Source organism: Streptomyces sp. NBC_00354, from assembly GCF_036106915.1.
Classification (GTDB): domain Bacteria; phylum Actinomycetota; class Actinomycetes; order Streptomycetales; family Streptomycetaceae; genus Streptomyces.
On record NZ_CP107983.1, the window covers coordinates 8061618 to 8085158 of the forward strand.

General features: G+C 70.2%; 22 protein-coding genes. 8 read left to right on the forward strand and 14 right to left on the reverse strand.

What is annotated here, in order from left to right:
* Positions 1-28: 28 nt before the first annotated feature.
* A complete protein-coding gene (locus OHT74_RS37015; protein ID WP_328622691.1) occupies positions 29-691 on the reverse strand; it encodes a deoxynucleoside kinase in 663 nt (220 codons plus the stop codon).
* Positions 692-1713: 1022 nt separating this feature from the next.
* Between OHT74_RS37015 and OHT74_RS37020 the strand changes: the two genes are divergently transcribed.
* Together OHT74_RS37020 and OHT74_RS37025 are read left to right on the forward strand one after the other, a co-directional pair.
* Positions 1714-2205: a hypothetical protein gene (locus OHT74_RS37020; protein WP_266670990.1), complete on the forward strand. Its 492-nt coding sequence runs from the start codon at positions 1714-1716 to the stop codon at positions 2203-2205.
* A 388-nt stretch (positions 2206-2593) separates the two neighbouring features.
* Positions 2594-3109: a putative immunity protein gene (locus tag OHT74_RS37025; RefSeq protein WP_328622692.1), complete on the forward strand. Its 516-nt coding sequence runs from the start codon at positions 2594-2596 to the stop codon at positions 3107-3109.
* 255 nt (positions 3110-3364) lie between these two features.
* Here OHT74_RS37025 and OHT74_RS37030 read toward each other — a convergent pair whose 3' ends face one another.
* From OHT74_RS37030 to OHT74_RS37055, 6 genes are all read right to left on the reverse strand, one after another.
* Positions 3365-3973: an RBBP9/YdeN family alpha/beta hydrolase gene (locus OHT74_RS37030; RefSeq protein WP_328622693.1), complete on the reverse strand. Its 609-nt coding sequence runs from the start codon at positions 3971-3973 to the stop codon at positions 3365-3367.
* Positions 3970-5346 carry an MFS transporter gene (locus tag OHT74_RS37035; protein WP_328622694.1) on the reverse strand — a complete coding sequence of 459 codons (1377 nt, stop codon included), beginning with the start codon at positions 5344-5346 and terminating at the stop codon, positions 3970-3972. The genes OHT74_RS37030 and OHT74_RS37035 overlap by 4 nt, the downstream gene beginning before the upstream one ends.
* 38 nt (positions 5347-5384) lie before the next feature.
* On the reverse strand, positions 5385-6302 hold the full coding sequence (locus tag OHT74_RS37040) for a TauD/TfdA dioxygenase family protein (RefSeq protein WP_328622695.1): 918 nt from the start codon (positions 6300-6302) through the stop codon (positions 5385-5387).
* Positions 6303-6339: 37 nt separating this feature from the next.
* On the reverse strand, positions 6340-7314 hold the full coding sequence (locus OHT74_RS37045; protein WP_328622696.1) for a quinone oxidoreductase family protein: 975 nt from the start codon (positions 7312-7314) through the stop codon (positions 6340-6342).
* Positions 7315-7369: 55 nt separating this feature from the next.
* Entirely contained in the window at positions 7370-8428 is a 1059-nt protein-coding gene (locus tag OHT74_RS37050; RefSeq protein ID WP_328622697.1) for a 3-keto-5-aminohexanoate cleavage protein, read from the reverse strand.
* 327 nt (positions 8429-8755) lie between these two features.
* Complete coding sequence (locus tag OHT74_RS37055) at positions 8756-9781, reverse strand: AraC family transcriptional regulator (protein WP_328622698.1); 1026 nt, start codon at positions 9779-9781, stop codon at positions 8756-8758.
* Positions 9782-10031: 250 nt separating this feature from the next.
* Between OHT74_RS37055 and OHT74_RS37060 the strand changes: the two genes are divergently transcribed.
* The 3 genes from OHT74_RS37060 to OHT74_RS37070 all read left to right on the forward strand — a co-directional run bounded on the left by OHT74_RS37060 (position 10032) and on the right by OHT74_RS37070 (position 12936).
* Complete coding sequence (locus OHT74_RS37060) at positions 10032-11525, forward strand: long-chain-fatty-acid--CoA ligase (protein WP_328622699.1); 1494 nt, start codon at positions 10032-10034, stop codon at positions 11523-11525.
* A 369-nt stretch (positions 11526-11894) separates the two neighbouring features.
* A complete protein-coding gene (locus OHT74_RS37065) occupies positions 11895-12764 on the forward strand; it encodes a DUF4344 domain-containing metallopeptidase (RefSeq protein ID WP_328622700.1) in 870 nt (289 codons plus the stop codon).
* On the forward strand, positions 12754-12936 hold the full coding sequence (locus OHT74_RS37070) for a hypothetical protein (protein WP_328622701.1): 183 nt from the start codon (positions 12754-12756) through the stop codon (positions 12934-12936). Before OHT74_RS37065 ends, OHT74_RS37070 begins: the two co-directional genes overlap by 11 nt.
* A gap of 10 nt (positions 12937-12946) precedes the next feature.
* On the opposite strand, the gene OHT74_RS37075 is transcribed toward OHT74_RS37070, so the two are convergent.
* Together OHT74_RS37075 and OHT74_RS37080 are read right to left on the reverse strand one after the other, a co-directional pair.
* On the reverse strand, positions 12947-13672 hold the full coding sequence (locus OHT74_RS37075) for a dienelactone hydrolase family protein (RefSeq protein WP_328622702.1): 726 nt from the start codon (positions 13670-13672) through the stop codon (positions 12947-12949).
* Positions 13673-13918: 246 nt separating this feature from the next.
* On the reverse strand, positions 13919-15028 hold the full coding sequence (locus OHT74_RS37080) for an FAD-dependent monooxygenase (RefSeq protein WP_328622703.1): 1110 nt from the start codon (positions 15026-15028) through the stop codon (positions 13919-13921).
* 162 nt (positions 15029-15190) lie between these two features.
* On the opposite strand from OHT74_RS37080, the gene OHT74_RS37085 reads away from it, so the two are divergent.
* The gene (locus tag OHT74_RS37085; protein WP_328622704.1) at positions 15191-16153 is read left to right on the forward strand and encodes a TetR/AcrR family transcriptional regulator C-terminal domain-containing protein; all 963 of its coding nucleotides are present in this window, start codon (positions 15191-15193) and stop codon (positions 16151-16153) included.
* 42 nt (positions 16154-16195) lie between these two features.
* Here OHT74_RS37085 and OHT74_RS37090 read toward each other — a convergent pair whose 3' ends face one another.
* Positions 16196-17146 (reverse strand): LysR family transcriptional regulator, encoded by a 951-nt coding sequence (locus tag OHT74_RS37090; protein WP_328622705.1) that lies wholly within the window; start codon positions 17144-17146, stop codon positions 16196-16198.
* A gap of 78 nt (positions 17147-17224) precedes the next feature.
* On the opposite strand from OHT74_RS37090, the gene OHT74_RS37095 reads away from it, so the two are divergent.
* Positions 17225-17488 (forward strand): hypothetical protein, encoded by a 264-nt coding sequence (locus tag OHT74_RS37095; RefSeq protein ID WP_328622706.1) that lies wholly within the window; start codon positions 17225-17227, stop codon positions 17486-17488.
* Position 17489: 1 nt separating this feature from the next.
* Positions 17490-18371, forward strand: coding sequence for an aldo/keto reductase (locus OHT74_RS37100; protein ID WP_328622707.1), 882 nt, complete (start codon positions 17490-17492; stop codon positions 18369-18371).
* Here OHT74_RS37100 and OHT74_RS37105 read toward each other — a convergent pair.
* The 4 genes from OHT74_RS37105 to OHT74_RS37120 form a co-directional block, all read right to left on the reverse strand.
* Entirely contained in the window at positions 18303-18935 is a 633-nt protein-coding gene (locus OHT74_RS37105) for a GNAT family N-acetyltransferase (protein ID WP_328622708.1), read from the reverse strand. The two genes, OHT74_RS37100 and OHT74_RS37105, sit on opposite strands and share 69 nt — an antisense overlap.
* A gap of 704 nt (positions 18936-19639) precedes the next feature.
* Positions 19640-21070 (reverse strand): aminobutyraldehyde dehydrogenase, encoded by a 1431-nt coding sequence (locus tag OHT74_RS37110; RefSeq protein ID WP_443047634.1) that lies wholly within the window; start codon positions 21068-21070, stop codon positions 19640-19642.
* Positions 21063-22376, reverse strand: coding sequence for a flavin monoamine oxidase family protein (locus OHT74_RS37115; protein WP_328622709.1), 1314 nt, complete (start codon positions 22374-22376; stop codon positions 21063-21065). The genes OHT74_RS37110 and OHT74_RS37115 overlap by 8 nt, the downstream gene beginning before the upstream one ends.
* A gap of 55 nt (positions 22377-22431) precedes the next feature.
* Positions 22432-23538: an ABC transporter ATP-binding protein gene (locus tag OHT74_RS37120; protein WP_266671026.1), complete on the reverse strand. Its 1107-nt coding sequence runs from the start codon at positions 23536-23538 to the stop codon at positions 22432-22434.
* Between the last annotated feature and the right edge of the window lie 3 nt (positions 23539-23541).

Below are 23541 nucleotides of genomic sequence, written 5' to 3' on the forward strand. Positions count from 1 at the left end.
CCGTTCGGCGGCGGACCTGACGGAAAGCTCAGCCCCGGCGCTGGACCGCCGCCAGGGCGTTCTTGACCTCTTGTGCCACGCGGGCCGCATCCTCGGGGTTGTTCACCACGTCCGTGTGGTTCATGTCGACGACGAGCACCTCGCTGGCCGAGTAGTGCTTGTGCACCCAGTCGTCATAGCCGGACCACAGCGTCCGGTAGTACTCGACGAGGCTCTCGTCCTGTTCGAAATCGCGGCCCCGCAGCCCGATGCGGTGCAGCACTGTCTCGAAGTCCGCCTTGAGATAGACCATGAGATCGGGAGCCTTGCGGTACGGCAGGCCGTCGATTTCGCGCATCATCTCGTTGAGCAGCCCCTCGTACACCCGCATCTCGAGGGAGCTGATCCGGCCCAGGTCGTGATTGACCTTGGCGAAGTACCAGTCCTCGTAGATGGACCGGTCGAGGACGTTGTCGCCCTGCTTGTACGCCTCCTTGATCGAGGCGAACCGCGTCTGCAGGAAGTAGAGCTGGAGCAGGAAGGGGTAGCGCTTGGCCTGGATCTCCTCGGGGCTCGCCGTGTAGAAGAGCGGAAGGACCGGATTGTCGTCCACGCTCTCGTAGAAGACTTCGCTGCCCAGCTCCTTGGCGAGCAGTTCGGCCACACTCGTCTTGCCGATGCCGATCATGCCTCCGACGCAGATCACTGGCATACCTCACTTCTCCCTGGGGATCATCTGTTCCTGCACGGGTGGGCTGGGCACCCCACGCCACTGAGACGCACGCCGGCGGTCACACGATTCCCCGGGATCTTCATGATCAGCGTCATGTGGTCCTTGTCCGGACCAGCCTTGAATCTTAAATGATGATTCGCCCCCTGCTGGCCAGAGCGCAGGCACCCGCCTCGCCCGGCTCTCCGGCGCCGTCACCATCGGCCGCCGCACCGGCCCCGCTGAGACCAGACAAGATCGTCGAACCCTCCCGGCTTCAGCGATCCCAGCGCGGCGCGGGGGCGGGTCTGGGCCTCGCGTGGCCCGGTGGGCGGCGACGGGGGAGCCTTAGCCGCCGGAGAGCGGCATCAGCGCTCGGCCGCCGGAACCGATGGGCAGCCCGCTCAGGCCCCGTCCCTCGAACGCTCCCCCTTTTCGGGCCGATCTCGTCTCGCTGCGGCGGTGACGCTTCCTCCGGCAGAGCCTGGAATGCACCTGCTTCCCGCCATTTGAGGTACCGCCGGCTGATGCCCTGCCGGGCGCGGAACCGCTCGGGTATGTCCCGCCGCTGACTGCCGGTGCGGAACCGCCAGATCACCACTGGAACTGCTCACGCAGCCGCACGGGATACGGGCCGCCGGACCACCGGCTCGCACACGGCCGGAAACCGTAGATCACAACCAAGAACAGACGTGGTCCGCATCCGTCCGGCACGAGACCGTGAAGGCGCGCTCGTGCCACGACGAACAACTGCTTCACCAGGGTGGCGCAGGGCGCCAGGCGCCAGGCGCCTGACCTCGCGCAATGAGCTTGCGGATCGCTCTGCACGTTCAGACGTACTCACCCCGCTGTTCCTGGACACCACCGAAGCCGCCCGGCGGGCGTGCCGACTCGGGCGGTACCCGCCAGTAGGTTCCCAACATGGCCTGGATACAGTTGTCTTGACTGACCGCCAGCGACGTTCGAGGCCGGCGGGAGAGCGTGCGTGCGGCGGTGTGCCGTCGCGCGCGGGAACGAAGGAAACCATGGGTTCGATACACAAGCGCGTCGGCGCGGTCCTCAGTACGGCCGCCCTGTTCGTCGGCGTGGCGCTCACGGCCGGGGCCGGAACCGCCAGCGCCGACGAGACGGGCGACCTCACGCCCGACATTGACGTCTCCGTGTCCACGACCGGGGTCACGGGCCTTACCGCGATGTCGGCGGACGGATCGTTCACGATCAACATCTTCAGCCCCAGGGACGGCCACGAGATGGGCTTCGCCCGGTGGAACGCCGACCCGCAGCCCGCGCCCGACATCCCGGGCGACTCCCTCGTCGCCAAGGACATCAGCCCCGACGGCTGGGCGGTCGAGGCCGAGCTGAGCAACGGCCGCATCGCCTCCACGCGCGGCCACAAGGCGATCTACATCAAGGTCGCTTCCGGAAACCTGCCCGAGGGGCACCCGTACAAGCTGCGTGGGTGCGTCGTGAAGGGCAGCGAGCGCAAGTGCACCCCCTGGCATCCGGTCCACGCCTGAACCACTGAAGGGCCGGGCCGCTCAGCGGCCCGGCCGACGCCCGTGTCTCGGGCAGAGTGCGCACTGTTCGAGCTCGGCCTGCGGGGGCGGGCGTGTCAGTACGCGAAGCCGGGAAGGGCCGGGCCCGCCTGGTTCTGTCCCTGGATGACGAACGTCATGGAGGCCGTCGGCGGCCGCCACACCAGGCTCTCGATCACCCTCGACGCCATGCCGGACGGCGCTGGCGATCGAGGAAACCGGAACGCCCCCGAGACCATGGTCGAAGCGTTCCGGGGCGGCAGCCCACCACAGAGCCAATCACCGGGTTTCCAGGCTTTACTTGTGGACGTGCCTGGTGTGCGTGCGCGCCCCTGGGTGTTGGGCGGATGCAATCAAAGGAGTGCCAACCATGATCCTCCCGAAGGTCCGGGACCCTCGTTTCGTGACGATCCGCCGCGGTGGGACTCTCACTGATGCGGATCACCACCTCCTCGCTCTTTGGGCGGCATCTTGCGCGGAGCACGTCCTTGACCTCTTCGAGTCGGCTCAGCCCGAGGACCCACGGCCGCGTCAGGCGATCGAGCATGCCCGCGCCTGGGTGCGAGGCGAGGTCAAGATGACCGAGGCACGCACGGCAGGCGGCCATGCAATGGGTGCGGCCAGAGACCTGCGTGGGGCAGCACGGCATGCCGCGTACGCGGCCGGCCAGGCCGGGGCTGTCGCACACGTCGCCGCGCACGAGCTCGGTGCGGCCGCCTATGCGATCAAGGCCGCACGTGCTGCCGCGCCGGCCGGCGAGGGCGAGGCCGCAGGACGACTCGAGTGCCGATGGCAGCGTGACCAGCTCCCGGAGGCGATCCGGGAACTCGTACTTGACGACCAGCGGTTGCGGAACGACATCTGCTGGTCGGTGTTTGACTGCTGAGGGTACGCCGGGGCGCCAGTACAGCAGACCCGGCGTACTGACCGCGACGGCCTCGGCCATCCGCTTGTTGAGATCGTCGATCTCCTGGCTCAGGTGTCGGATGCGGTGGGCCGGCAGCCTCAAGTACGGCCGGCAGTCCCCGCCGGCCCGGTCGTGTGCTGAGCGTCGAGCTCGGCGCAGCGCTTGAACAGGTGCGGGTTGCCCAGTCCGGTCAGCACGGCACGGGCGGCGGCGCGTGGGCAGGAGTGCTGCGAGCTACGCGGGGGGCTGTGGAGCCGTATGGCCCCAGCCGCGTTCGAGCACCTCGACGAGTTCCTCGGCCGGGGGCCACGGGCCGTGCCCGGAGGCGGGGTTGAGGTGTCCGACGGGGCCGAGTTCCACCAGGCGGCTCCCCCACTCCCGCGCGAGTTCTGCGACGCGCCCCGCGGATCCCAGGGGATCGTTCGAACTGGCCGCGACGATGCTGGGGAAGGGCAGCGGCTTCCGGGGAACCGGTGTCCAGCCGTGCGTCGCCAGCTCGTCGGGGGTGGGGTAGCCGCCCGGCAGCGGCGTCCCGAAATCCGGGGGAGTGGCCAGCAGGGCGCCCCGGACGTCCGCGTCGTGCCACTGGGCCCATTGCACCGTGGTCATGACGCCCGCACTGTGGGCGACGATGATCACAGGCGCGGTGATCTGCACCATCACCTCGACCAGATTGGCGACGTGGGCGTCGCGGCTGAGCCGGTTGCGCACCAGCGGGGGAATGGTGTGGACGGTGCGGCCCGCATCGCCGAGCCGCTTGGCCAGAACGGTCTGCCAGTGGTCCTCGACGTGTTCCCGCATGCCGGGAACGATCACGATCGTCGGCACTGTGGTCCCGGTCATGAAGACGTCTCCGGTTCCTCGGCCTCCGCCGTCGCGGCGGGCGCGGTGAGGCGGTGGAGATCACGTGTGTACCGGCGGCGGCCGATCAGGAAGGCCGCGGTGGCCGCGATCGCCACGAGCGGGACGAGCCGGAGCGCGCCGAGCAGACCGAGCCGGTCCGCGAGCATGCCGGTGACGGCGGGGCCGGGGGCCAGTCCGAGCAGGCTCTGGGCCAGCGTGAGCGTGGCGAACGCCGTCGCGGCGATGGCCGCGGGGGTCAGATTCGCCACCATGGCGGCTCCGGGCCCGGCCGTACCGGCGCACAGCAGGGCTCCCAGCGCCAGCACCAGCAGCTGCACCGGGCCGGCAGTCAGGCGGAACGCGGTCATCAGCAGTACGAGGGAGCCCATGCTGCAGCAGATGGCGACGGACCACTTGCGGATCGGGTCGCGCCGGCTGAACCGGTCCGAGGCGATTCCGCCGGTGATCATGCCGATTCCGATCATCAGGGCGAAGAGCCCCGCGGTCGCACCGGCCTTCGCGGTCGGCATCTCGTAGTAGCGGTTGAAGTAACTGGGCAGCCAGGCGATCAGGGCGCCCGCGACGAACAGCTGCAGACCGCAGCCGATGTAGGCGCTGACCACCGAGACGGAGGAGAAGAGCCGCGGCAGGAGCACACGGAGCCGGTCGTTCGTGTCGGTGCCGGCCGCCCCGTCCCCGTCCTCGGACAGGTCCGGCTGAGGGGTCAGCCTCTTCTCCGTGACGACGAGAGCGTAGACACCGGCGAGCACCAGGCCGAGGACACCCATCGCGCCGAAAGCCCAGCGCCAGCCGTATGCCTGGGCCAGGGCGCCACCTAGGGATACGCCCAGGACCGAGCCGAACGCCCCGCCGGCGATGAAGGCCCCCGAGAGCGTCGCCCGCATGGCGCGCGGGAAGACGCTGAGGACCACGGCGATGCCCACGCTGCCGTACGCGGCTTCGCCGATGCCGACGAAGAGCCGGCCGATGAACATCTGGCCGTAGCTCGCCGCGACCGCGCAGCCCAGGGTCGCCAGGCTCCACATCGTCGCGGCGATGACGAGGGACCTCACCCTGCCCCACCGGTCGGCCAGCAGCGAGAGGGGGAAGGTGAGCAGACCGACCATCAGAGCCACGATGCCGCTGAGGGAGCCCAGTCGGGCGTCCGAGAGCAGCCAGTCGGCCTTCAGCATCGGGAAGACGGCGTTGAGCACCTGCCGGGACATGTAGTCCGAGAGCAGGAGTGCGAAACTCAGTGCGAAGACCACCCAGGCGTAGCGCCGGGACACGGGCCATTCCGAGGAGCCGGTGCCGGTACCGGCGCCGGCACCGGCTCTCTCCGGGGCGGGCGCCGCAGTGGTGAGAAACCCCATTGTCATCACCTCAACTGCTGTTGATGGAAAAAGAAGGGTCAGAAGGTCTTGTCGCCGACGATTCCGGCGCGCTCCATCTTGCGGACGGCCGGCCAGTAGTCCTGGACGGCGTAGTGCTGGGTCGAGCGGTTGTCCCAGATGGCCACGCTGTTCTTCCGCCAGCGCCAGCGGACCTGGTACTCGGGCACCGCGGCCTGGCTGATCAGGTAGTTCAGCAGGTGGCCGGCGCCCGGCGCGTAGTCCTGGCCGAAGCGGACGTTCGCGGGCGTGTGGTAGTTGACGAAATGGGTCGTGAAGGCGTTGACGAAGAGGATCTCCTCGCCGGTCTCCGGGTGGGTGCGCACCACCGGGTGCTCCGCGTCCGGGAACCGGGCCGCCAGCGCGTGACGCTGCTCCCCGGGCATGACCGCGCCGAATGCCGCCTCGATGCTGTGCCGGGCGCGCAGGTCCTGGATCTGTGTCTTTACGTGCTCCGGGAGGCGGCGGTGGGCCTCGACCATGTTGACCCAGATCGTGTCACCGCCCACCGGGGGCGACTCGACGCACCGTAGTACGGCTCCCATGGAAGGGGTCTCGCGCCAGGTGCCGTCGGTGTGGAGAGCGTTCTCGTAGTGCTCGGGCGGGCTGTCCAGGTCCTTGTAGATGCGGACCAGGCCCGGGTGGTCCGGGTCGCTGCCGGCCACCGGGTGGTCCTCCAGCGGTCCGAAGCGTTCGGCGAAGGCGACGTGGTCGGCTCGCGTGATGTCCTGGTCGCGCAGGAACAGCACCTTGTACTCGAGCAGCAGGATCTTGATCTCGGCGAACAGGTCGTCGTCACGAGCGGCGTCGGCGAGGCTCACACCGGAGAGCTCGGCGCCGATGGAACAGGTCAGCGGCTCGACGGTGAGGGAGGTGCGGAGCGCCTGCGGGCGCACCAGGGCCAGGGTGTGGTGCTTCGGCCGGAGGGTTTCGGGCATGCTGCTCACTCCTCGGGTGGTGTGTGGCGGGGTGTCCTCAGAGGGCGAAGACGGAGGACCCCGTGGTCCGCCCGGCTTCCAGATCGCGATGTGCCTGTGCGGCGCCCTCGAGGGAGTAGCGCTGATTGATCTCGATCGTGATGCGTCCGGAGGCGACGTGACCGAACAGTTCACCTGCAAGGGCGTCGCGCTCTGCCGGTTCGGCGATGTAGTCGGCCAGCGCCGGACGGGTGACGAAGAGCGAACCGTTCACCGCGAGCTGCATGGCGTCGATCGGTGGCACCGGACCGGAGGCCGTGCCGAAGCAGACCAGCAGTCCGCGGCGTGACAGCGAGGCCAGCGAGCCGGTGAAGGTGTCCTTGCCGACACTGTCGAAGACGACCGGCACGCCGGCGCCGTCGGTCAGTTCGCGCACCCGCTCGGCCACGTCCTCGCGCCGGTAGTGGATGATGTGCTCGCAGCCGTGTGCGCGTGCCAGCTCCGCCTTCTCCTCGCTGGACACCGTTCCGATCACGGTGACGCCGAGGAGCCTGGCCCACTGGCTGACGATCAGGCCGACACCGCCCGCCGCCGCGTGGAGCAGTACGGTGTCACCGGCCTTCAACGGGTGGATCCGGCGCAGCAGATACGCCGAGGTGAGGCCGCGCATGGTCATGGCGGCGGCGGTCTCGAAGCCGATCTCGTCCGGCAGCTTGATCAGGTGCGCGGCGGGCATGACCCGCTCCGTGCTGTACGCCCCCAGCGGGCTGCCGGTGTACGTGACACGATCGCCTTCGGTGACGTGGGTGACGCCCTCGCCGACGGCCTCGACCACTCCTGAGGCCTCGACGCCGATGCCGTCGGGCAGCCGGACCGGGTAGAGACCCGTACGGAAGTACGTGTCGGCGAAGTTGAGGCCGACGGCGACGTGCCGGATGCGCACTTCGCCCGGACCCGGGTCACCGACGGTGACCCTTTCCCAGGTCAGGACGTCGGGTCCACCGGTTTCGTAGAAGCGGACGGCGTGGGCCACAGGGTTGCTCCGATTGCTCGTGTACGGGGGCTCGTGTGCGGCGGCGGGGGCCGGGTCAGCTCTTGAGGTCGCGCAGCATGAAGCCGCGCTGCCCGGGCCTGCGGTTCGGGACCATGCCGAGACGGGCGATGGTCTCGTCGGCGTCGGGGTAGTACTCGCCGATCTTGTAGATCTTCCTGGCCTCCGGGCCGGTCGCGATGTCGCGTCCGAGGGCGTTCGCGATCCGGACCATCTGCTCTACCTGCTCGACGGAGGACATCCGCTCGCCCTTGCGCCGCCACAGGTTGTCCTCGTTGCCCACGCGGACGTGCACGCCGAGGGCGATGGCGATCGCGTTCATCGGCGCCACGGCGCGCATGGAGCTCTCGATGGTGAGGACCGCGCCGTCCGGTACGCGGCGGATGAACTCGATCAGGTCGGAGGGGTGCCGCCCGGCGAAACCGCCGCCGATCGCGACGTAGTTGAGGACCAGGGGGCCGGTGTACACGCCGGAGCGTATGAGCCGCTCGACGGTCTCGAGCTGGGCGATGGTGGCGAGCTGGAAGTGCGGCTGGACGCCGTTCGCGTGCAGGCGCTTCAGGTGCTCGAGGTAGAACTCGGGGCCGGCCTCGACGACCATGTCCCGGTAGGCCCGGTAGTACTCCGGCTTCGCGATCGAGGTGCCCTCCAGGTCGTCGTCGGTCATGATCTCGACGATGTTCATCTGGCTGGTGTTGATCGCGATGGTCACCTGGTCCGGCGCGGGTGTGAGGTCGGCCAGGAGGTGCCGGGTGTCGTAGGAGAGCCACTTGGCGTCGCCGCCCTCGCCCTCGGGGGCGAAGGAGATCGAGCCGCCGATCTGCAGGACCATGTCCGGCACTGCCTCGCGCAGTCGGCCCATCAGCTCGTTGAACATGGACATCCGCTTGGAGCCCTTGCCGTCGAGCTCGCGCACGTGGATGTGGAGCACCGTGGCGCCGGCGTTGTAGCAGTCGACGGCCGCCCGGACGTGCTCCTCCATGGTCAGGGGCAGGTCGTCGGCGTCGCCGGGCAGCCACTCCGGCCCGTACGGGGCGGCCTGGATGACGAGCTTCTCCTGGTTCTCGGGGAAGAGCGAGTCGTCGTGAAAATGCACGGTCCTTCTCCTTCGCGTACGGGTGATCACCGGCGCCGGCAGTCGGTACCTGCGGAGTCGGATCTTCTGGACGGCAGGGACCGGCGCAGGCGGGTCGGGGAGAACATCGGGCGTGCGGGCCCGGGTGTGTTCGGCTGGTCCGGAGGTGAGTGAGCCGTAGGGGAAACGGCCCGTCCCACCTCCGGCAGCCGACCGCCTTGAGCGGTGCAGCCAAGGTAGGGCCGGGTGAGTACGGCTGCTTGACCTGTGGTGACGGGCGACTTGTCATTTGGGGACAGGAGCGGGCGGCGGCCGAGGCGACGTTCGCTCCGCGTGCTGCCGTGGGCGTCAGGCCAGGCCCGTGTGCTGCTCCTGGCCCTTTTCCTTGCGCCACTGCCTCGGACTGCACCCGAACTGTTCGTGGAACCACCGGGAGAACGCGCTCAGGGACGAGAAGCCCAGGAGGTCGGAGATCTCCGTCAGCGAGCGGCGGGGATGGGCCACGAACTGCTCCGCGAGCCGCAGCCGTGTGGCGTTGAGCAGCGAGGAGAACGTCTCTCCCGAGTGGGCCAGATGACGGTGGACGGTGCGCCGGTCGACGCCGAGGCTGCGGGCGACCTGCTCGATGGAGCAACGGCCGGTGGGGAGCAGGGCCTCGATGAGCTCGCGCACCCGGTCCGCCACCGAGGTGTCCCTGGGAGTGGCGGCGATGGCGTCGAAGTACTGCCGGGCGTAGTTGCGGAGCTGCGGGTCCGCCATGGCGTTGGGGGCGTCGAGGTCGTCGGCGTAGAAGACGATGCCGTTGAACTCGCGGTCGAACTCGAGCCCGGGGCCGAACAGGCGGCGGTGCCTGCCGGAATCCGCCGGAGGGCTGTGGGTGAACCATACCGAGAGAGGCTGCCACCTGGTGTCGAGGAATCCTCGCAGGATGCGGGAGAAGGCACCCAAAGCCAGTTCCGTGGCCTGCCGGGCCGGCGTCGTCTCGCCGACCCTGAGGTCCACCTTGATGGTGGCCAGGCCGTTCCCCTCGGACAGGCGCGTGTGCAGGAGCTCGTTGTACATGTGCTCGTGGCGCAGCAGCAGTGCCAGCGCACTGCGTACGTCGGGTTCCTCGCGGACGACCAGGCTGATGGGGCCCAGATTGGAAAAGCGGCGCAGCTCGGCCATGCGCAAGCCGAAGTCGTCGTGGTGCGAGCAGGCCGCGGAGAGCTCCAGGAGGCGGACGGCGGCCGGGCCGGAGATCCACCGGTCCTGGACGGCGAGGTCCGCGGTGTCCAGACCGACGCTCTTCATCAGCGCGCGCGGGTCGACGCCGAGGGAGCGGCTCAGCTCGACGTAGCCGTTCAGCGCTGCGGTGCGGACAAGGGGCCTCATCGAAATGCTCCTGGTGTTCGGTCCCCAGAAGTTAAGTTTCTCGTCCCGGCACGTCAAGCATCGGGAGTGCACCGGCCTTAGCATCCCCTCAGCGGGGCCCGACGAACGGCGTGCGGAGCCCCCGGACGCGCCCGGGGCGGACGCCGGTCCAGAGGCCCGGACCGCCCGGCAGCCCCGGCGGCGGATGCCACGACTGCCGCCCGCACCGCGGCGACGGCTGAGACGAACAGAAGAAAAGGAGACTGCCGGCATGACCAACCTCGCCGCATTTCTGGTGAACTCCGCGGCGGCCCGCCGCGATCAGGTCGCCGTGCGCCACGACGACACCACCCTGACCTACGCCGAACTGGACGACGCGAGTGCCAGGTTCGCCGCGGTGCTGCAGGGTCGCGGCGTGCGGCCGGGTGACCGCGTAGCGATGACCATGCCCAACGTGCCGCTGTTCCCCGTCGTCTATTACGGGATCCTGCGGGCCGGAGGCGTGGTCGTGCCGATGAACCCCCTGCTCAAGGCCCGGGAGGTGGCGTACGTCCTGCGTGACTCCGGGGCCCGTGTCGCAGTGGCGTTCCCGCTGTTCGCGCAGGAGGTCGCGAACGCCGCCGCCGAGCTGGGGACCGAGTGCCTGGTGACGGAGCCCTCGGCGTTCCACGACCTGCTCACGGCCGCCGAACCGCTGTCCGGCATCGTCGACCGGGAGAACGGGGACCCTGCGCTGATCCTCTACACCTCGGGCACCACCGGCACGCCCAAGGGAGCCGAGCTGACGCACGGCAACCTGGTCTCGAACACGGCCACCACCGCCGAGACCCTGATCCAAGTCGGCCCCGACGACATCCTGTTCGGCGGCCTGCCGCTGTTCCACGCATTCGGGCAGACCTGCGCGCTCAACGCCTCCGTGGCCGCGGGGGCGACGCTGACCCTGCTGCCGAGGTTCGATCCGCGGCGCGCGCTGGAGGTCATGCATCGCGATGGGGTCACCGTGTTCCTCGGCGTACCCACGATGTACTCGGCGCTGCTCCACGCCGAACTCCCCGACGGCTTCGACGCCTCCCGGCTGCGCCTCGCCGTCTCGGGCGGTGCCGCGATCCCCGTCGAGGTGCTGCACGGGTTCGAGCGGCGCTTCGACGCCACCGTGCTGGAGGGCTACGGCCTCTCCGAGACGTCGCCGGTGGCCTCCTTCAACCACCCGGACCGCCCGCGCAAGGCCGGCTCCATCGGGGTTCCGATCCGCGGGGTCGAGATGAAGCTCGTCACCGAGGACGGCTCCGAGGCGGGCCCGGGCGAGGTCGGCGAGATCGCGATCCGCGGCGAGAACGTGATGAACGGCTACTTCAACCGCCCGAAGGAGACCGCGGAGGCCGTACACGACGGATGGTTCCACACCGGCGACCTGGCCCGCGTCGACGAGGAAGGGTTCTACTTCATCGTCGACCGCAAGAAGGACCTGATCATCCGCGGCGGCTACAACGTGTACCCGCGGGAGGTCGAGGAAGTCCTGTACGAGCACCCTGCCGTGGCCGAGGCCGCAGTGGTCGGCGTGCCGCACGAGGTGCACGGGGAGGAGGTCGCGGCGGTGATCGCCCTGCGCGAGGGCGCCGACGCGACGGCCGAAGAGATCCGGTCCTACGTCAAGGAGCGGGTGGCGGCGTACAAGTACCCGCGGATCGTCACCTTCACGGCCGAACTCCCCAAGGGCCCCACGGGGAAGATCCTCAAGCGCGAGATCGTCGTCGCTCCCTCCTGAGGAGGCGCCGCGCGCCGACGGAAGCGTCCGGTCCCGGAGGCGGTCCGCCGGTCCGGTGTCCGGGAGCAGGCCGACCGCCTCATCGAGCAGTCCACGCCAGGCCATGGATGGCGCGGCAATCTCGGGGTGAAATACCCACTAAACCGGTCATTGCGGACGTACGGTCTGTCGGTCATAATCCGCGTGTCGGCATCGAGTGCTGCCTCCGCCATCGGGCAGTGGCCTCGGGGCCACGCGCGAGGCGATCAACCGAACGCCTCGTCCGGAGAAGGGAGCCGACCAGGGTGCCGATCAGCGGTGGGTATGTGGCTGTGGGGCGCACCGCTGCCGTTGCGGCGATCCTCGTCGCCGGGTTCGCCCTCGCTGCATGTGGCGACGAGGGCAAGGACGACGCGGGGGGGCAAGGCCACGGTCGTCTACGAAGACGAGGCGATCAAGCCGGAGAACCGGCAGGCCGTGGACGTGGTTCGGAAGTCCCGAGTGCTCGAGCAGGCCGCCGACTGGGTCAACACCTCGGTAGCCCTCCCGCACGACCTGGTCGTGAAGGTCACCGACAAGGTTCCCCCGGGGGTCACGGATGCGGTCACCCAGCCCGACGGCAGGACGATCTTCGTGCCCCCGGCGTTCTTGACCCAGATCGAAGGGTTCGTCGGCGATGTCGTCAAGACCGTGAAGCGTCCCGCCCTGTTCCCCGAGGACAAGTTCAACAAGGCCGACCTGACCGCGCTGACGACCCAGTTCGTCTTCGGCCACGAGATGGGGCATGCCCTGCAGCGTCAGCTTGCCCTGCCGAACCTCGGCCTCGAAGAGGACGCCGCCGACGGGTTCGCGTCGTTCTACACCGTCAACGAGATCGGACCGGATCCGGCCCTGGCGGCCGCGATGGTCTTCGACGAGGTCGCCCGCAAGGAGGGCAGGCTGACCTTGGAGGGGTTCTCCAGCGACCACCCCGTCACTCAGCAGCGCGTCTTCAACTTCCTCTGCAACCTCGACGGCAGCGACCCGAAGAAGTTCGACGGGCCCCTGGTCGGCGCAGGCTACCTTCCGCGAACCCGCGCCCCGCTGTGCCCGCAGTCCTGGGCGGCGCTGGACTACGGCTGGTGGACCCAACTCAAGCCGCACTTCGGCCGGGAGTTCAAGGGCCAGGGCGACAAGAGCCAGGAAGCCGCGCGCGCCCACCTGATCGCCGAGACGAAGGCCTTCGCGGAGAAGCTCGACGAATTCCGCAGTGGACAGTGAACCCCGGGTCCTGTGCACACGCCGCCCCGACCGGCCGGTACCGCCGATGGCCGGTACCGCCGCGATCGGGGCGGTTGTGCATGTGCCGGCCACCGCCATCGAGGAGGGCCGGGACCCGTCCTCGATGAGCGGCATCCTGGCCGCCGCCGCTTACCGTCTGCTGCCGGCCTGACGGCCCGGCGTCACTTCAGGTGCCGGGCGAAGAACCGGTTCCCGTCGTCCACCTCGAACCACGGGGTGCCGGCGTGCCCGCCCATGTTGGCGTGCAGTGTCTTCTCCTTGGTGCCGAAGGCGTCGAACAGGTCCAGGGCCCGCTGCCGGGGGTTTCCTTCGTCGTCCCACTGCAGCAGGAACTGCACCGGAATGGTGACCTGCCGGGCCTCCTCGCGCTGGGCGCGGGGCACGTACCCCCCGGCGAAGAAGCCGGCGGCCGAGATGCGCGGCTCGACCACCGCCAGCCGAATGCCGACTGCGGTCCACCCCGAGTACCCGACCTGGCCGCCGATCTCGGGCAGCGAAAGGAGGGCGTCCAGGGTGGTCCGCCATTCCGGGACCACCTTTTCGACCAGCGGGCCGATGAAGGACTCGAAGATCTCGTCGACCGGCTCGCCGGCCTGCATCGCCCGGCGGAGGTCGGCGCGAGCCTGCTCATCGGCGGCGGAACGGGGCCGGTCACCGTGCCCGGGGGCGTCGATGGCGGCCACCGCGTAGCCGTACTCCGCCGCGGAGTGCCGGGCCCGCGCCACCAGCCGGGATTCCCGCCTGTGCAAGCCGCCGTTGTGGCTGATCAGGATCAGCGGGGCCGGTGCGGCGGATTCAGGCGTCCACAGGGTGCCGGGGATCTCGCCGAGGGTGAATCCGCGTTCGAGGACGCCGTCGTCGAAGCGCTGTTCGGAGGTGAATTGCATGGTCGTGCCTTTCGGGAGTGCTCCAGAAACGGCGCTCCCGGACGACCTATCGTCCGACCGTGACCCCGGAGGGGAGCACCCATGTCGATACTGCGTTCACGGGTACCACCTCCTCGTTCTCTCGCACGGCCTCCGGCAAGCTAGCAGTGGTCGCCGTGGTCCACCAACAGGTTTCCGCAGGGGAGTGCGCGCCGGTGCGATTCTGTGCTGTTCCTGTCTGCTTTGATGTCCGTCCGGGGCAGGGGATCAGCTGTCCAGTGAGAGTGCGTTCTTGGCGCGCGCGACAGATTCCTCCGAGGCGGGTCCGCCGGGATTCTCGGTGGCCAGGGCCTGGTTGAGGGTGACGAAGGGACGCATCCGCTGCTCGTAGCGGGCATACGCGGTGCTGTGCTCGCCGTTGGCCTGGGCAAGGCAGTCGGCCAGCACGTGGGCGCCTACGAGGGCCATGCTGGTGCCCTGCCCCGAAAGGGGGGAAGGGCAGTAGCCGGCGTCTCCGAGCAGGGTCACCCGGCCGCGCGACCACTCGTCCATGCGGATCTGGGCCATGGCGTCGCAGTAGAAGTCGGGCGCCTTCCGGGCGGCCTCGGCCAGGCGGGTCCCTTCCCACCGCATCGACGCGAGCTTGTCCACGACGAGCTGCCGCAGGGCCCCGCCGTCGCGGAGGTCGTGGGGGAGGGGGGCTGACTCGAAGCCGAAGGCGATCCTGAGTTCGGTGTTGCTGCGTACGGGCATGATGCCGAAGCCCGTGTCGCCGTCCCGCAGCCACATCTGCCAGTCGTCCAGGGCGAGGAAGTTGTCGGCGCTGAACACCGAGAGGTAGCTGCCCAGGTGGTGGGCGAAACGCTCCTCCGGACCGAAGGCCAGGCGCCGTACGGTGGAGTGGAGGCCGTCGGCCCCGACCACGAGGTCGAAGGTGCGGGACGGCGTGTGCGCGAAGTCGACGCGCACGCCGCTCTCGTCCTCTTCGAGCGCGGTGACGCTGTCGCCGAAGAGGTACTCGACGCCTGCGCGCGTGTGCTCGTACACCATGTGCACCAGGTCCTCGCGCAGCACCTCGATGTCTTCGCTGTCGAGCCGGCCGCTGCTGAAGGTCGCCTCGGTGGAGCGGTCGACCTCGTGGCCGTCGGGGTCGAGGATCGACATGCCGCGCATCCGGGTCCGTGCGCGGCTTGCCTGCTCCAGCAGACCCATCCGCTTCACGACTTCGAGCGCGACGCCGCGGATGTCCACGGCCTGGCCGCCGGGGCGTTGGCCTGGAGCGCGTTCGACGACGGTGGGCACGAAGCCGTGGCGACGCAGCCAGTAGGCGAGGACGGGCCCGGCAATTCCGCCGCCGGAGATGAGTACGGTGCGCATGAGCAGCTCCTCCATTTGTACGGTGTACGCGCTCTAAACGTACGCCGTACGCGCAGCCGGTCACACTGGCCAAATGCGGGACCTGTACTAGGGCAGACGCCTTCAGTTCGACGTTTTCGCTGCTACCCTCTGCACTAGTACAGGACAAGAAGGCGGTGGGACGTGACGAAGACCACAGGCGCAGCCGGTGATCCGCCCTATCTGCGCATCGTCGCCGTGATCCGGCGGCGCATCACGGATGGTGAGCTCGCTCCCGGGGACCGGGTTCCCTCGACCCGGCAGATCGCCGGGGAATGGGGCGTCGCGCTCGCCACCGCCACCAAGGCCCTGACCACCCTGCGTCTGGAGGGACTTGTCGAGGCCCGGCCCCGGATCGGCACGGTCGTCGCCGGAACCGCCCCCGCCGCGCCGGCCCGCAGGCGGCCGTCACCCGCCCGGGACCCCGAGCAGGAGCTGAGCCTCGACCGGATCGTCCGTACCGCCATCGAGATCGCTGACGCCGAAGGGCTGTCGGCGCTCTCCATGCGGGGCGTCGCGGCCCGGCTCGGCGTCGCGGCGATGTCGACCTACCGGTACGTCCCGAGCAAGGAAGACCTCGTCCTGCACATGGCCGACGCTGCGTTCGGCGAGGAGTCCTACCGCGCGGACGCCCCCGAGGACTGGCGTACCCGCGTAGAGCTGGGTGCCCGGACCCTGTGGAGCCTGTACCGGAAGCACCCGTGGCTGGCGCAGCTCGGCTCCCTCACGCGCCCGTTGCTCGTACCCAATCTGATGGTCCACGGCGAGTGGGTGCTGGGCGCCCTCGACGGCCACGGCCTCGACCCCACGACGCTGTTCGACATCCACGTCCTGCTCTACAGCCATGTCCAGGGGCTGGCGGTGCACCTGGAGATGGAAGCGCACGCCGAAGCCGCCACGGGCCAGTCGGAAGACCAGTGGATGGACAGCCGCGCCCCCGCCCTCCGAGAACTGGTGGAATCGGGTCGCTTCCCGACCTTCAGCAAGGTGGTCGGAGCCTTCGAGGACGGCTACGACCTGCGTCTCGACGCGCTCTTCGAATTCGGCCTCAAGGCACTCCTCGACGGCCTGACTTCCATCGTCGAAGGTCAGGAAACCGTCGCGTAGACACATGAACGAGTTCATCGAGGGCCGGCTTCACAAGCCCCTTCACGCTGTCGGGGCACCCGCCGACCGGCCGCCCGCAGCAGGTGAGTTCGCCTCTGATTCGGCCGCGCGTTGCAGCGCCCGTATCAGCGCCGCGGTGTACGGCCCTGACGTCTGCCGCCGGGCGGTGGCGATCCCGATGTGCCTTGCCGGCCGGGGCGGTTGGACGGGGACCACGACGGTGCCGGGCTGCTCGGGGGTCAGCGCGACGGACGGGACCAGCGAGACGCCGACCCCCGCCGCGACCAGCGACCGGGCGAAGAAGTAGTCGGTGGTGCTGCCGCGCACCAGTGGCTCGAAGCCGGCTCGCTCGGCGTAGCGGCGCAGGAACGCCTCGGTCTTCGAGCAGCCCAGCACCCAGCGCTCCGCGGCGAGTTCGCCCAGGTCGAGCGAGGTACGACCGGCCAGCCGGTGGCCGGTGGGGAGCACCACGGACAGCGGATCGTCGGTGAGCGCCAGCCAGTCGAGGCCCGAGCGGTCGCCGGGACGGGCGGGCAGCGGGCCGTCGAAGTGGTAGGCGAGCGCGAGGTCGGCGACGCCCTGCCGGACCATCGGCAGGCTGTCCTCGGGTTCCCGCTCCAGCAGGTGGAGTTCGACCTCGGGGTGATCGGTTGTGAACGCCGAGAGTGCGGCGGGCAGCAGCAGTCGGCCCCCGCTGGTGAATGTCGCGATCGTCAGCTTCGGTCGTTCCGCCGTGAGCCGGTCGATCCGCTCGCGGGCGTGCTGCAGCTCGGCGGAGATCGCGGTGGCGGTCTCCACCATCACCCGCCCGGCCTCGGTGAACGTGACGCCGCGGGTGCTGCGGACCACCACGGGCACGCCGAGGCCGCGCTCCAGGGCGGCGACCTGCTGGGAGACCGCGGACGGGGTGAGGTGCAGGGCGGCAGCCGCCCGGTTGAAGCTGCCGTGCTCAGCCACCGCCCGCAGGATGCGCAGTCGCTGGACGTCGATCATCCGGTCACCAGATTTCCTTCATACCAGTTCAGCAAGTGATCAGTTCTGCTGGGCAGCCTAGGCGGTCAGAGTGGGGGCATGCGAAACGTCCTTGCCATCGGTGGCAGCCGCCACTTCGGCCGCCACCTGGTCACCCTGCTCCCCGACGCCGGAACCCGCGTCGCCCTGCTCAGCCGTGGCTCCGTCCCGGCCCCGGACGGTGTGAGGCCGCTGATCGCCGACCGCGCCGACCGCGCCGACCGTACGTCGCGGACCGCGGCGAGCTTCCGCTACCGCGCGGTGCGCGGCCGGCTCCCGGAAGCCGTCGACGAGGTGCTCGCCACCACGAAGGCCGGTGTCTGACATGCGCGAACGCAGCATCGGCGACGTAGAAGTGGGCGCGATCGGGCTGGGAGCGATGCCCCTCTCCATCGAGGGGCGCCCCGACGAGGCTCGGGCCCTGGCCACCCTCCACGCCGCGCTGGACAGCGGTGTCACGCTGATCGACACCGCCGACTCCTACCACTGGCACGCGGATGAGCTCGGCCACAACGAGCTCTTGATCGCCCGCGCGCTGGAGACGCGTGGCGGCGACCGCGACCGTGTACTGATCGCCACGAAGGGCGGCCGCGGGCGACCGGGTGACGGGTCGTGGACGGTCACCGGCGCACCCCAGTACCTCAAGCGCGCGGCCGAGGGCTCGCTGCGTCGGCTGGGCGTGGAGGCGATCGGCCTGTACCAGCTGCACAAGCCCGATCCGCAGGTCCCGTGGGCCGAGTCGGTCGGCGCGCTCAAGGAGCTGCTGGACGAGGGGAAGATCCGGATGGCCGGCATCTCCAACGTCTCCGTCGAGCAGATCCGACAGGCGCACGAGATCCTGGGTCAGGCCCTGGTCTCGGTGCAGAACCGGTATTCCCCGGCCGTCCGCACGAGTGAGGACCAACTGCGGCTCTGTGCGGGGCTGGGGCTGGCGTTCCTGCCGTGGAGCCCGCTGGGCGGCGTCTCCCGCAGCTCGCTCGACGACGCCCCACAGCTGCCGGAGGCCGGCACGGCGTTCCACCATGTCGCAGCCGAACGCGGGATCAGCCCGCAGCAGGTCGCGCTCGCCTGGCTGCTGGCCCGCTCACCGACGATGATCCCCGTCCCTGGTGCCACCCGTCCCGCCTCGATCCGGGACTCAGCCCTGGCTGCCGATCTGGTGCTCACTGCGGCCGAGCTGGACCGCCTGGCGACGCCGCTCGGCTGACGCCACCTCACGCATCTCCCGGTCAGTCGGACAAAGGGCCGGGACCTCGAAGACGATCACGAGCCCGTCACGCTCGTTGCCCTGCTCTCCGACGCGCGTGAAACCGAAGCCCGCGATCGTGGCCAGGGAGGCGTCGTTGTCGGACCTGATACGGGCTCGCACGGTTCTGACACCGGGTTCGGCGGCGGCCCTGGCGAGCAGCGCCGTCAGCATGGCGCGGGCATAGCCCTGGCGGCGGTACCCGGGCACGACGGTGAAGCCGACCTCGACCATGCCGGCTTCGTCCGGAGGGCCGTGGAACCCGGCATCGCCGACGACGGCCCCGTCCGGTTCGGACACCGCGGCCCGCGTGAGCCAGGGCGCGGCAGACGGGTCCCTGGCGAGTTGGTCAGCGCGATAGCCGAAGATCCGGCGGGCTCGGTCGCCGACGAAGTGTTCGTCGAGGGCGACCCCGGCCTCGGCGCTGCCGCCGGCGAGGTCACCGTCGGCAAGCGCCCGCAGCGCCTTTGCGCTGAGCTCGACGAAGCGGACGCTTCTGGGGATGGAGAGAGGTTCGTTGTTCATCGCGGAGATGCTCGCCCAGCACCAGAGGGCTGTCCACCGCATTACGGCCTCGGCGGACATGGGGAGCGTCGTGGTCGGGCCGTGACACGAGAAGGGCCGTACGGACGCCGCGACACCTACGCCGAGACTCATCTCGTCCGCTTCGCAGGTCGCTAGCCAGCAGCCACAACCGGGCCGGCCGTGACCTGAGGACGGTTGGGGAGCAGCGACGCGAGGTTGTCCCTTACGAAGTCCGCCGCCCGCTCGATCGACTCTTCTGCACCGGATCGGTCTTCGAAGATGCTGGTGGAGACCATCACTCCGTCCCCGGCGTCCACCCAGTAGTAAGCCACGAAACCGGGGGCTCGGCGGAGGAGAGGCACGAATCCCTCGTCCACTCGGCGTCCTGCCTCGGCAGAGTCAGTCACTCCTTCGTAACGCCGAATTACTGCGTACATAGCTGCTCTCCTCATGAATCCCGAGGTCACCTTGCGCGAAACGACCTACCCCCACCGAGCGTCTCTCGCTCGGCGGACGTCCGGAAGTGACCCGGATAGGCGCACCGGTGACCCAAACCGGCCCGGCGCTGGTGCCGGAGACCATCGTGGTCGGGCCACACCGCGTGCGCGGGCCGGTCTTTGTCGGCGGCCGGGGGCGGTAGGTCTGGAACATCACCGCAGCGACGTCGATGGACTGCGTGGACACCGGCGTCACCGGGATGGAACTCACAGCATGACGTGCTTGGCCTGGGTGTAGTCAAGGAGGCCGGACATGGAGAGGTCGGTGCCGTAGCCGGAGTGTTTGACGCCGCCGTGGGGCATCTCGGAGACGGTGGTGCCGTGGGTGTTCACCCAGACGATGCCCGTGTGCAGGATCCGGGTCGCGCGCATGGCGCGGTCGTGGTCCGAGGTCCAGACGCTGGCGGCGAGGCCGAAACGGACGTCGTTGGCCAGGCGCAGGGCCTCCGTCTCATCGGTGAACGGCTGGACGGTCACGACGGGGCCGAAGGTCTCCTCCTGCACGATCTCGTCGTCCTGGAGCGCGCCCGCCACGACGGTGGGCTCGACGAAGAAGCCGGGTCGGGCGAGCAGCGCGCCGCCGGTGACGATCTCGGCGTGGGACGGGAGGCAGTCGAGCTTGGCCCGTACCGAAGCGAGCTGGGCCGCGTTGTTCAGGGGCCCGAAGTCGGCGTCCGGTTCGCTCGGCGGGCCCGTGCGCAGCTTTCGCGCCGATGCCGCGAAGGCCGCGAGGAACGCGTCGTGCACCCGGTGGTGGACCAGGAGCCGGGTGGGCGCGGTGCAGTCCTGGCCGGCGTTGTAGTAGGCGACGGCGGCGAGGGCCGCGGCCGTCGCCTCGACGTCCACGTCGTCGTGGACGATGACGGGGGAGTTCCCGCCCAGCTCCAGGTGGACGCGTTTGAGGCCGGCCGCCGCGGCCGCCGCGATCTCCTGGCCCGCCCGCACACTGCCCGTGACCGCGATCAGGGCCACGTCGCGGTGGGCGGTGAGCGCCCGGCCGGTGTCGCGGTCGCCGCAGACGACGTTGAGGACGCCTGGTGGCAGGTGTGCGGAGGCGATCCGCGCGAGCAGGGCGGACGAGGACGGGGTGGTGTCGGCGGGCTTGAGTACGGCCGTGTTGCCGGCGGCGATCGCCGGGGCGATCTTCCACGCCGCCATCATCAGCGGGTAGTTCCACGGGGTGATCTGGGCGCAGACTCCGACCGGTTCGCGGCGCAGCAGCGAGGTACGGCCCTGCGTGTACTCGGCCGCGGCCGCGCCCGGGAGGTTCCGGGCCGCTCCGGCGAAGTAGCGCACCGTGTCGACGATCGCGGGCAGCTCCTCGTCCCTGAACTGCCGCGCCGATTTGCCGGTGTCCGCGGTTTCCGCGGCCGTCAGGGCGTCCGCGTGCGCCTCCATCGCGTCGGCGAGGGAGAGCAGGGCGCGCTGCCGGACGGCCGGGGTGGTCGTGGACCAGTGCTCGTACGCGGCCGCAGCCGCCGAGACGGCGGCGTCGGTGTCGGCCCCGCCGGAGCGCGGGGCACGGGCGTGCACCCGGCCGGTGGCGGGGTCGGTCAGTTCCATCGTCTCGCCGGAGGCGGCAGGCCGGTCCACGCCGCCGATGTGGTTGAGCCGGGTGTCGGTCAGGGCGTCAGCCACGGCGCAGCACCTCCTCGGCGGTGTCGCGTCCGGTACGCACGGCGCCCTCCATGTAGCCGGCCACCCACTGGTCGGACCCGCAGACGTAGAAGGGCGGTTCGTGGGTGCCGTGCCGGGGACCGACGGCCAAGACGTCGCCGGGGGTCCACTGGGTGACGTACCCCTGGGTCCACGGATCGGTGCCCCACATGCGCAGGTACGTGGCGAGCGGGCGGTGCGCCTCGTCGCCGTAGAGGCGGGCGATCTCGCCGAGCAGTTCGGGTTCCCGCAGGTGGGCGGGGGTGCCCAGGAGTACGCCGAACCGTTCGGGCGGGACGAGGGCGGAGAGGATGCCCTCGCTCTGCGGCCAGGTGCTGCCGAGGACGCCTTCGCATTCGGAGAGGCCGCTGAGGCTGCGGTCGCGCCAGAAGGGCCTGTCGTACGCGGCGGTGAACTTGGCGGCGAGGGCGTGCCGCTGGCGGTGCAGAGAGGCGAGGCGGCCGTCGCTGACACCGGTGACGGCGACCGAGCGGAGAGGGCCGACGGGGAGGGCGCTGACGAGGGCCGCCGCGGTCAGCTTCTCGCCGCCCGCCAGGCGTACAGAGCAGCGGCCGGGCGACACCGTGACCGCCTCGGCCGCGGAGCCGGTCCGTATCCGCCCGTCGAGGGCGTCGGCCATGCGCAGGGCCACGGTCGCCGAGCCCTCGGCCACCCGCAGGCCCTCCCAGGCCTCGTACTCGTAGTGGCCGACGCCGGGGACGGCAGCGTGTTTGCGCAAGGAAGCGAGCAGGGAGGTGCGTTCGCAGGAGCCGTCGGCGAGGGCCAGCTGGCCGATCTCCCAGAGGCGTACGACGGCCGGCGTCGCGCCCTCGGCGCGCAGCCAGTCGCCGACGGACTGCCGGTCCAGGGCTGTGGCGCCGGGGTGGGACCACGGGTCGTCCGGGTCGACGGTGCGGGCGAGCGCGGCGAAGGCGGCGGTGACCTTCCGGTGGCGGGCGTCGTCGCCGGGCCCGAACCAGTGGGGCGGTTCGGCGGCGGAGACTCCTTCGGGAGTGGCGCGGACGAGGGCGCCGGGCTCGGCGACGTAGCTGGGGACCAGGGTGAGGCCCAGTTCGGCGACGAGGTCCGTGTAGGCGGTGTGGGACCGGCCGACCACTTCTCCGCCGAGTTGGACGAGGCGGCCGTCGGGGAGGCGGGTCTGCTCGACGCGTCCGCCGACCCGGTCGCGGGCCTCGACGACGAGGACGTCGGCGCCGCCCTCGGCCAGGTCGCGTGCGGCGGCGAGGCCTGCGAGGCCCGCGCCGAGCACGATGACGTCGTGGTTCATGGGGGTGTTCCTTCGCTGGGTGCGGGAAGGCGGCCGGGGCGGCGGCCCGGAGGGGTCAGTCGAGGACCAGGCAGTGTTCGGGCTTCCAGCCGATCTCGACGCGCTCGCCACCGCTCCAGCGGTCCTCCATGCGGGAGCGAACGGTGTTCTGCTCCAGCACGGACACCGTCACGTCCGGCGCCAGTTCGATGAGGTAGGTGGTGGTCGCACCGCAGTAGACGGTCTCCCGCACGACTCCGCCCACCCGGGCCATGCCCGGTTCGAAGTCGGAGAGCCAGATCTTCTCGGGCCGGATCGAGAGGCTGACCCTGGTGCCGTCGGGGACTGCGGACCGGAGGCCGACGGGCAGCGCGGGGCCCTGGTCCAGGACGACCTCGCCGGAGCGGTAGGTCCCGGGGACGAGGTTGGAGGTGCCCATGAAAGAGGCCGTGAACGTGCTGGTGGGGCGCTCGTACACGTCCTCCGGCGTGCCGCACTGCTCGATGCGGCCCTCGTTCATGACCGCGATGCGGTCCGACATGGTCAGTGCCTCGTCCTGGTCGTGGGTGACGAAGACGAAGGTGATGCCGACCTCGCGCTGGATCTGCTTGAGTTCGACCTGCATCTGGCGGCGCAGTTTCAGGTCGAGGGCGGCCAGCGGCTCGTCCAGCAGCAGCACTTGGGGTCGGTTGACCAGGGCGCGGGCGAGGGCCACGCGCTGGCGCTGGCCGCCGGAGAGCGTGGGCGGCTTGCGGGCGGCCAGGTGCCCGAGCTGTACGAGGTCGAGCATGCCGGCAACCCGCTCGCGGATCTCGGCGCGGGCGACGCCCTTGCGTTTGAGGCCGAAGGCCACGTTGTCCGCGAGGGACAGGTGGTCGAAGAGGGCGTAGCTCTGGAAGACGGTGTTGACGTTGCGCTTGTCGGGCGGCAGCCCGGTCACGTCCTCGCCGTCGAGCAGGACGCTGCCCTCCGTGGGATCGGCGAATCCGCCGATCATCCGCAGCAGGGTCGTCTTGCCGCAGCCGGAGGGGCCCAGGAGGGAGAAGAACTCGCCCGGCGCGATGTCGAGGGTGACGTCGTGGACGGCGTACGCATCGGCGGGGCCGGCGTACCGCTTGGCGACATGGTCGAGCCGGACCGCGGGGTGCGGGCGCGGGTGCGGGGGACGGGGAGGGTGCTGCATGGG

Coding starts and splice junctions, on each gene's coding strand:
- OHT74_RS37015 (WP_328622691.1), bottom strand. CDS start 691: ATGCCAGTGATCTGCGTCGGAGGCATGATCGGCATCGGCAAGACGAGT.
- OHT74_RS37020 (WP_266670990.1), top strand. CDS start 1,714: ATGGGTTCGATACACAAGCGCGTCGGCGCGGTCCTCAGTACGGCCGCC.
- OHT74_RS37025 (WP_328622692.1), top strand. CDS start 2,594: ATGATCCTCCCGAAGGTCCGGGACCCTCGTTTCGTGACGATCCGCCGC.
- OHT74_RS37030 (WP_328622693.1), bottom strand. CDS start 3,973: ATGACCGGGACCACAGTGCCGACGATCGTGATCGTTCCCGGCATGCGG.
- OHT74_RS37035 (WP_328622694.1), bottom strand. CDS start 5,346: ATGGGGTTTCTCACCACTGCGGCGCCCGCCCCGGAGAGAGCCGGTGCC.
- OHT74_RS37040 (WP_328622695.1), bottom strand. CDS start 6,302: ATGCCCGAAACCCTCCGGCCGAAGCACCACACCCTGGCCCTGGTGCGC.
- OHT74_RS37055 (WP_328622698.1), bottom strand. CDS start 9,781: ATGAGGCCCCTTGTCCGCACCGCAGCGCTGAACGGCTACGTCGAGCTG.
- OHT74_RS37060 (WP_328622699.1), top strand. CDS start 10,032: ATGACCAACCTCGCCGCATTTCTGGTGAACTCCGCGGCGGCCCGCCGC.
- OHT74_RS37075 (WP_328622702.1), bottom strand. CDS start 13,672: ATGCAATTCACCTCCGAACAGCGCTTCGACGACGGCGTCCTCGAACGC.
- OHT74_RS37080 (WP_328622703.1), bottom strand. CDS start 15,028: ATGCGCACCGTACTCATCTCCGGCGGCGGAATTGCCGGGCCCGTCCTC.
- OHT74_RS37090 (WP_328622705.1), bottom strand. CDS start 17,146: ATGATCGACGTCCAGCGACTGCGCATCCTGCGGGCGGTGGCTGAGCAC.
- OHT74_RS37095 (WP_328622706.1), top strand. CDS start 17,225: ATGCGAAACGTCCTTGCCATCGGTGGCAGCCGCCACTTCGGCCGCCAC.
- OHT74_RS37100 (WP_328622707.1), top strand. CDS start 17,490: ATGCGCGAACGCAGCATCGGCGACGTAGAAGTGGGCGCGATCGGGCTG.
- OHT74_RS37105 (WP_328622708.1), bottom strand. CDS start 18,935: ATGAACAACGAACCTCTCTCCATCCCCAGAAGCGTCCGCTTCGTCGAG.
- OHT74_RS37115 (WP_328622709.1), bottom strand. CDS start 22,376: ATGAACCACGACGTCATCGTGCTCGGCGCGGGCCTCGCAGGCCTCGCC.
- OHT74_RS37120 (WP_266671026.1), bottom strand. CDS start 23,538: ATGCAGCACCCTCCCCGTCCCCCGCACCCGCGCCCGCACCCCGCGGTC.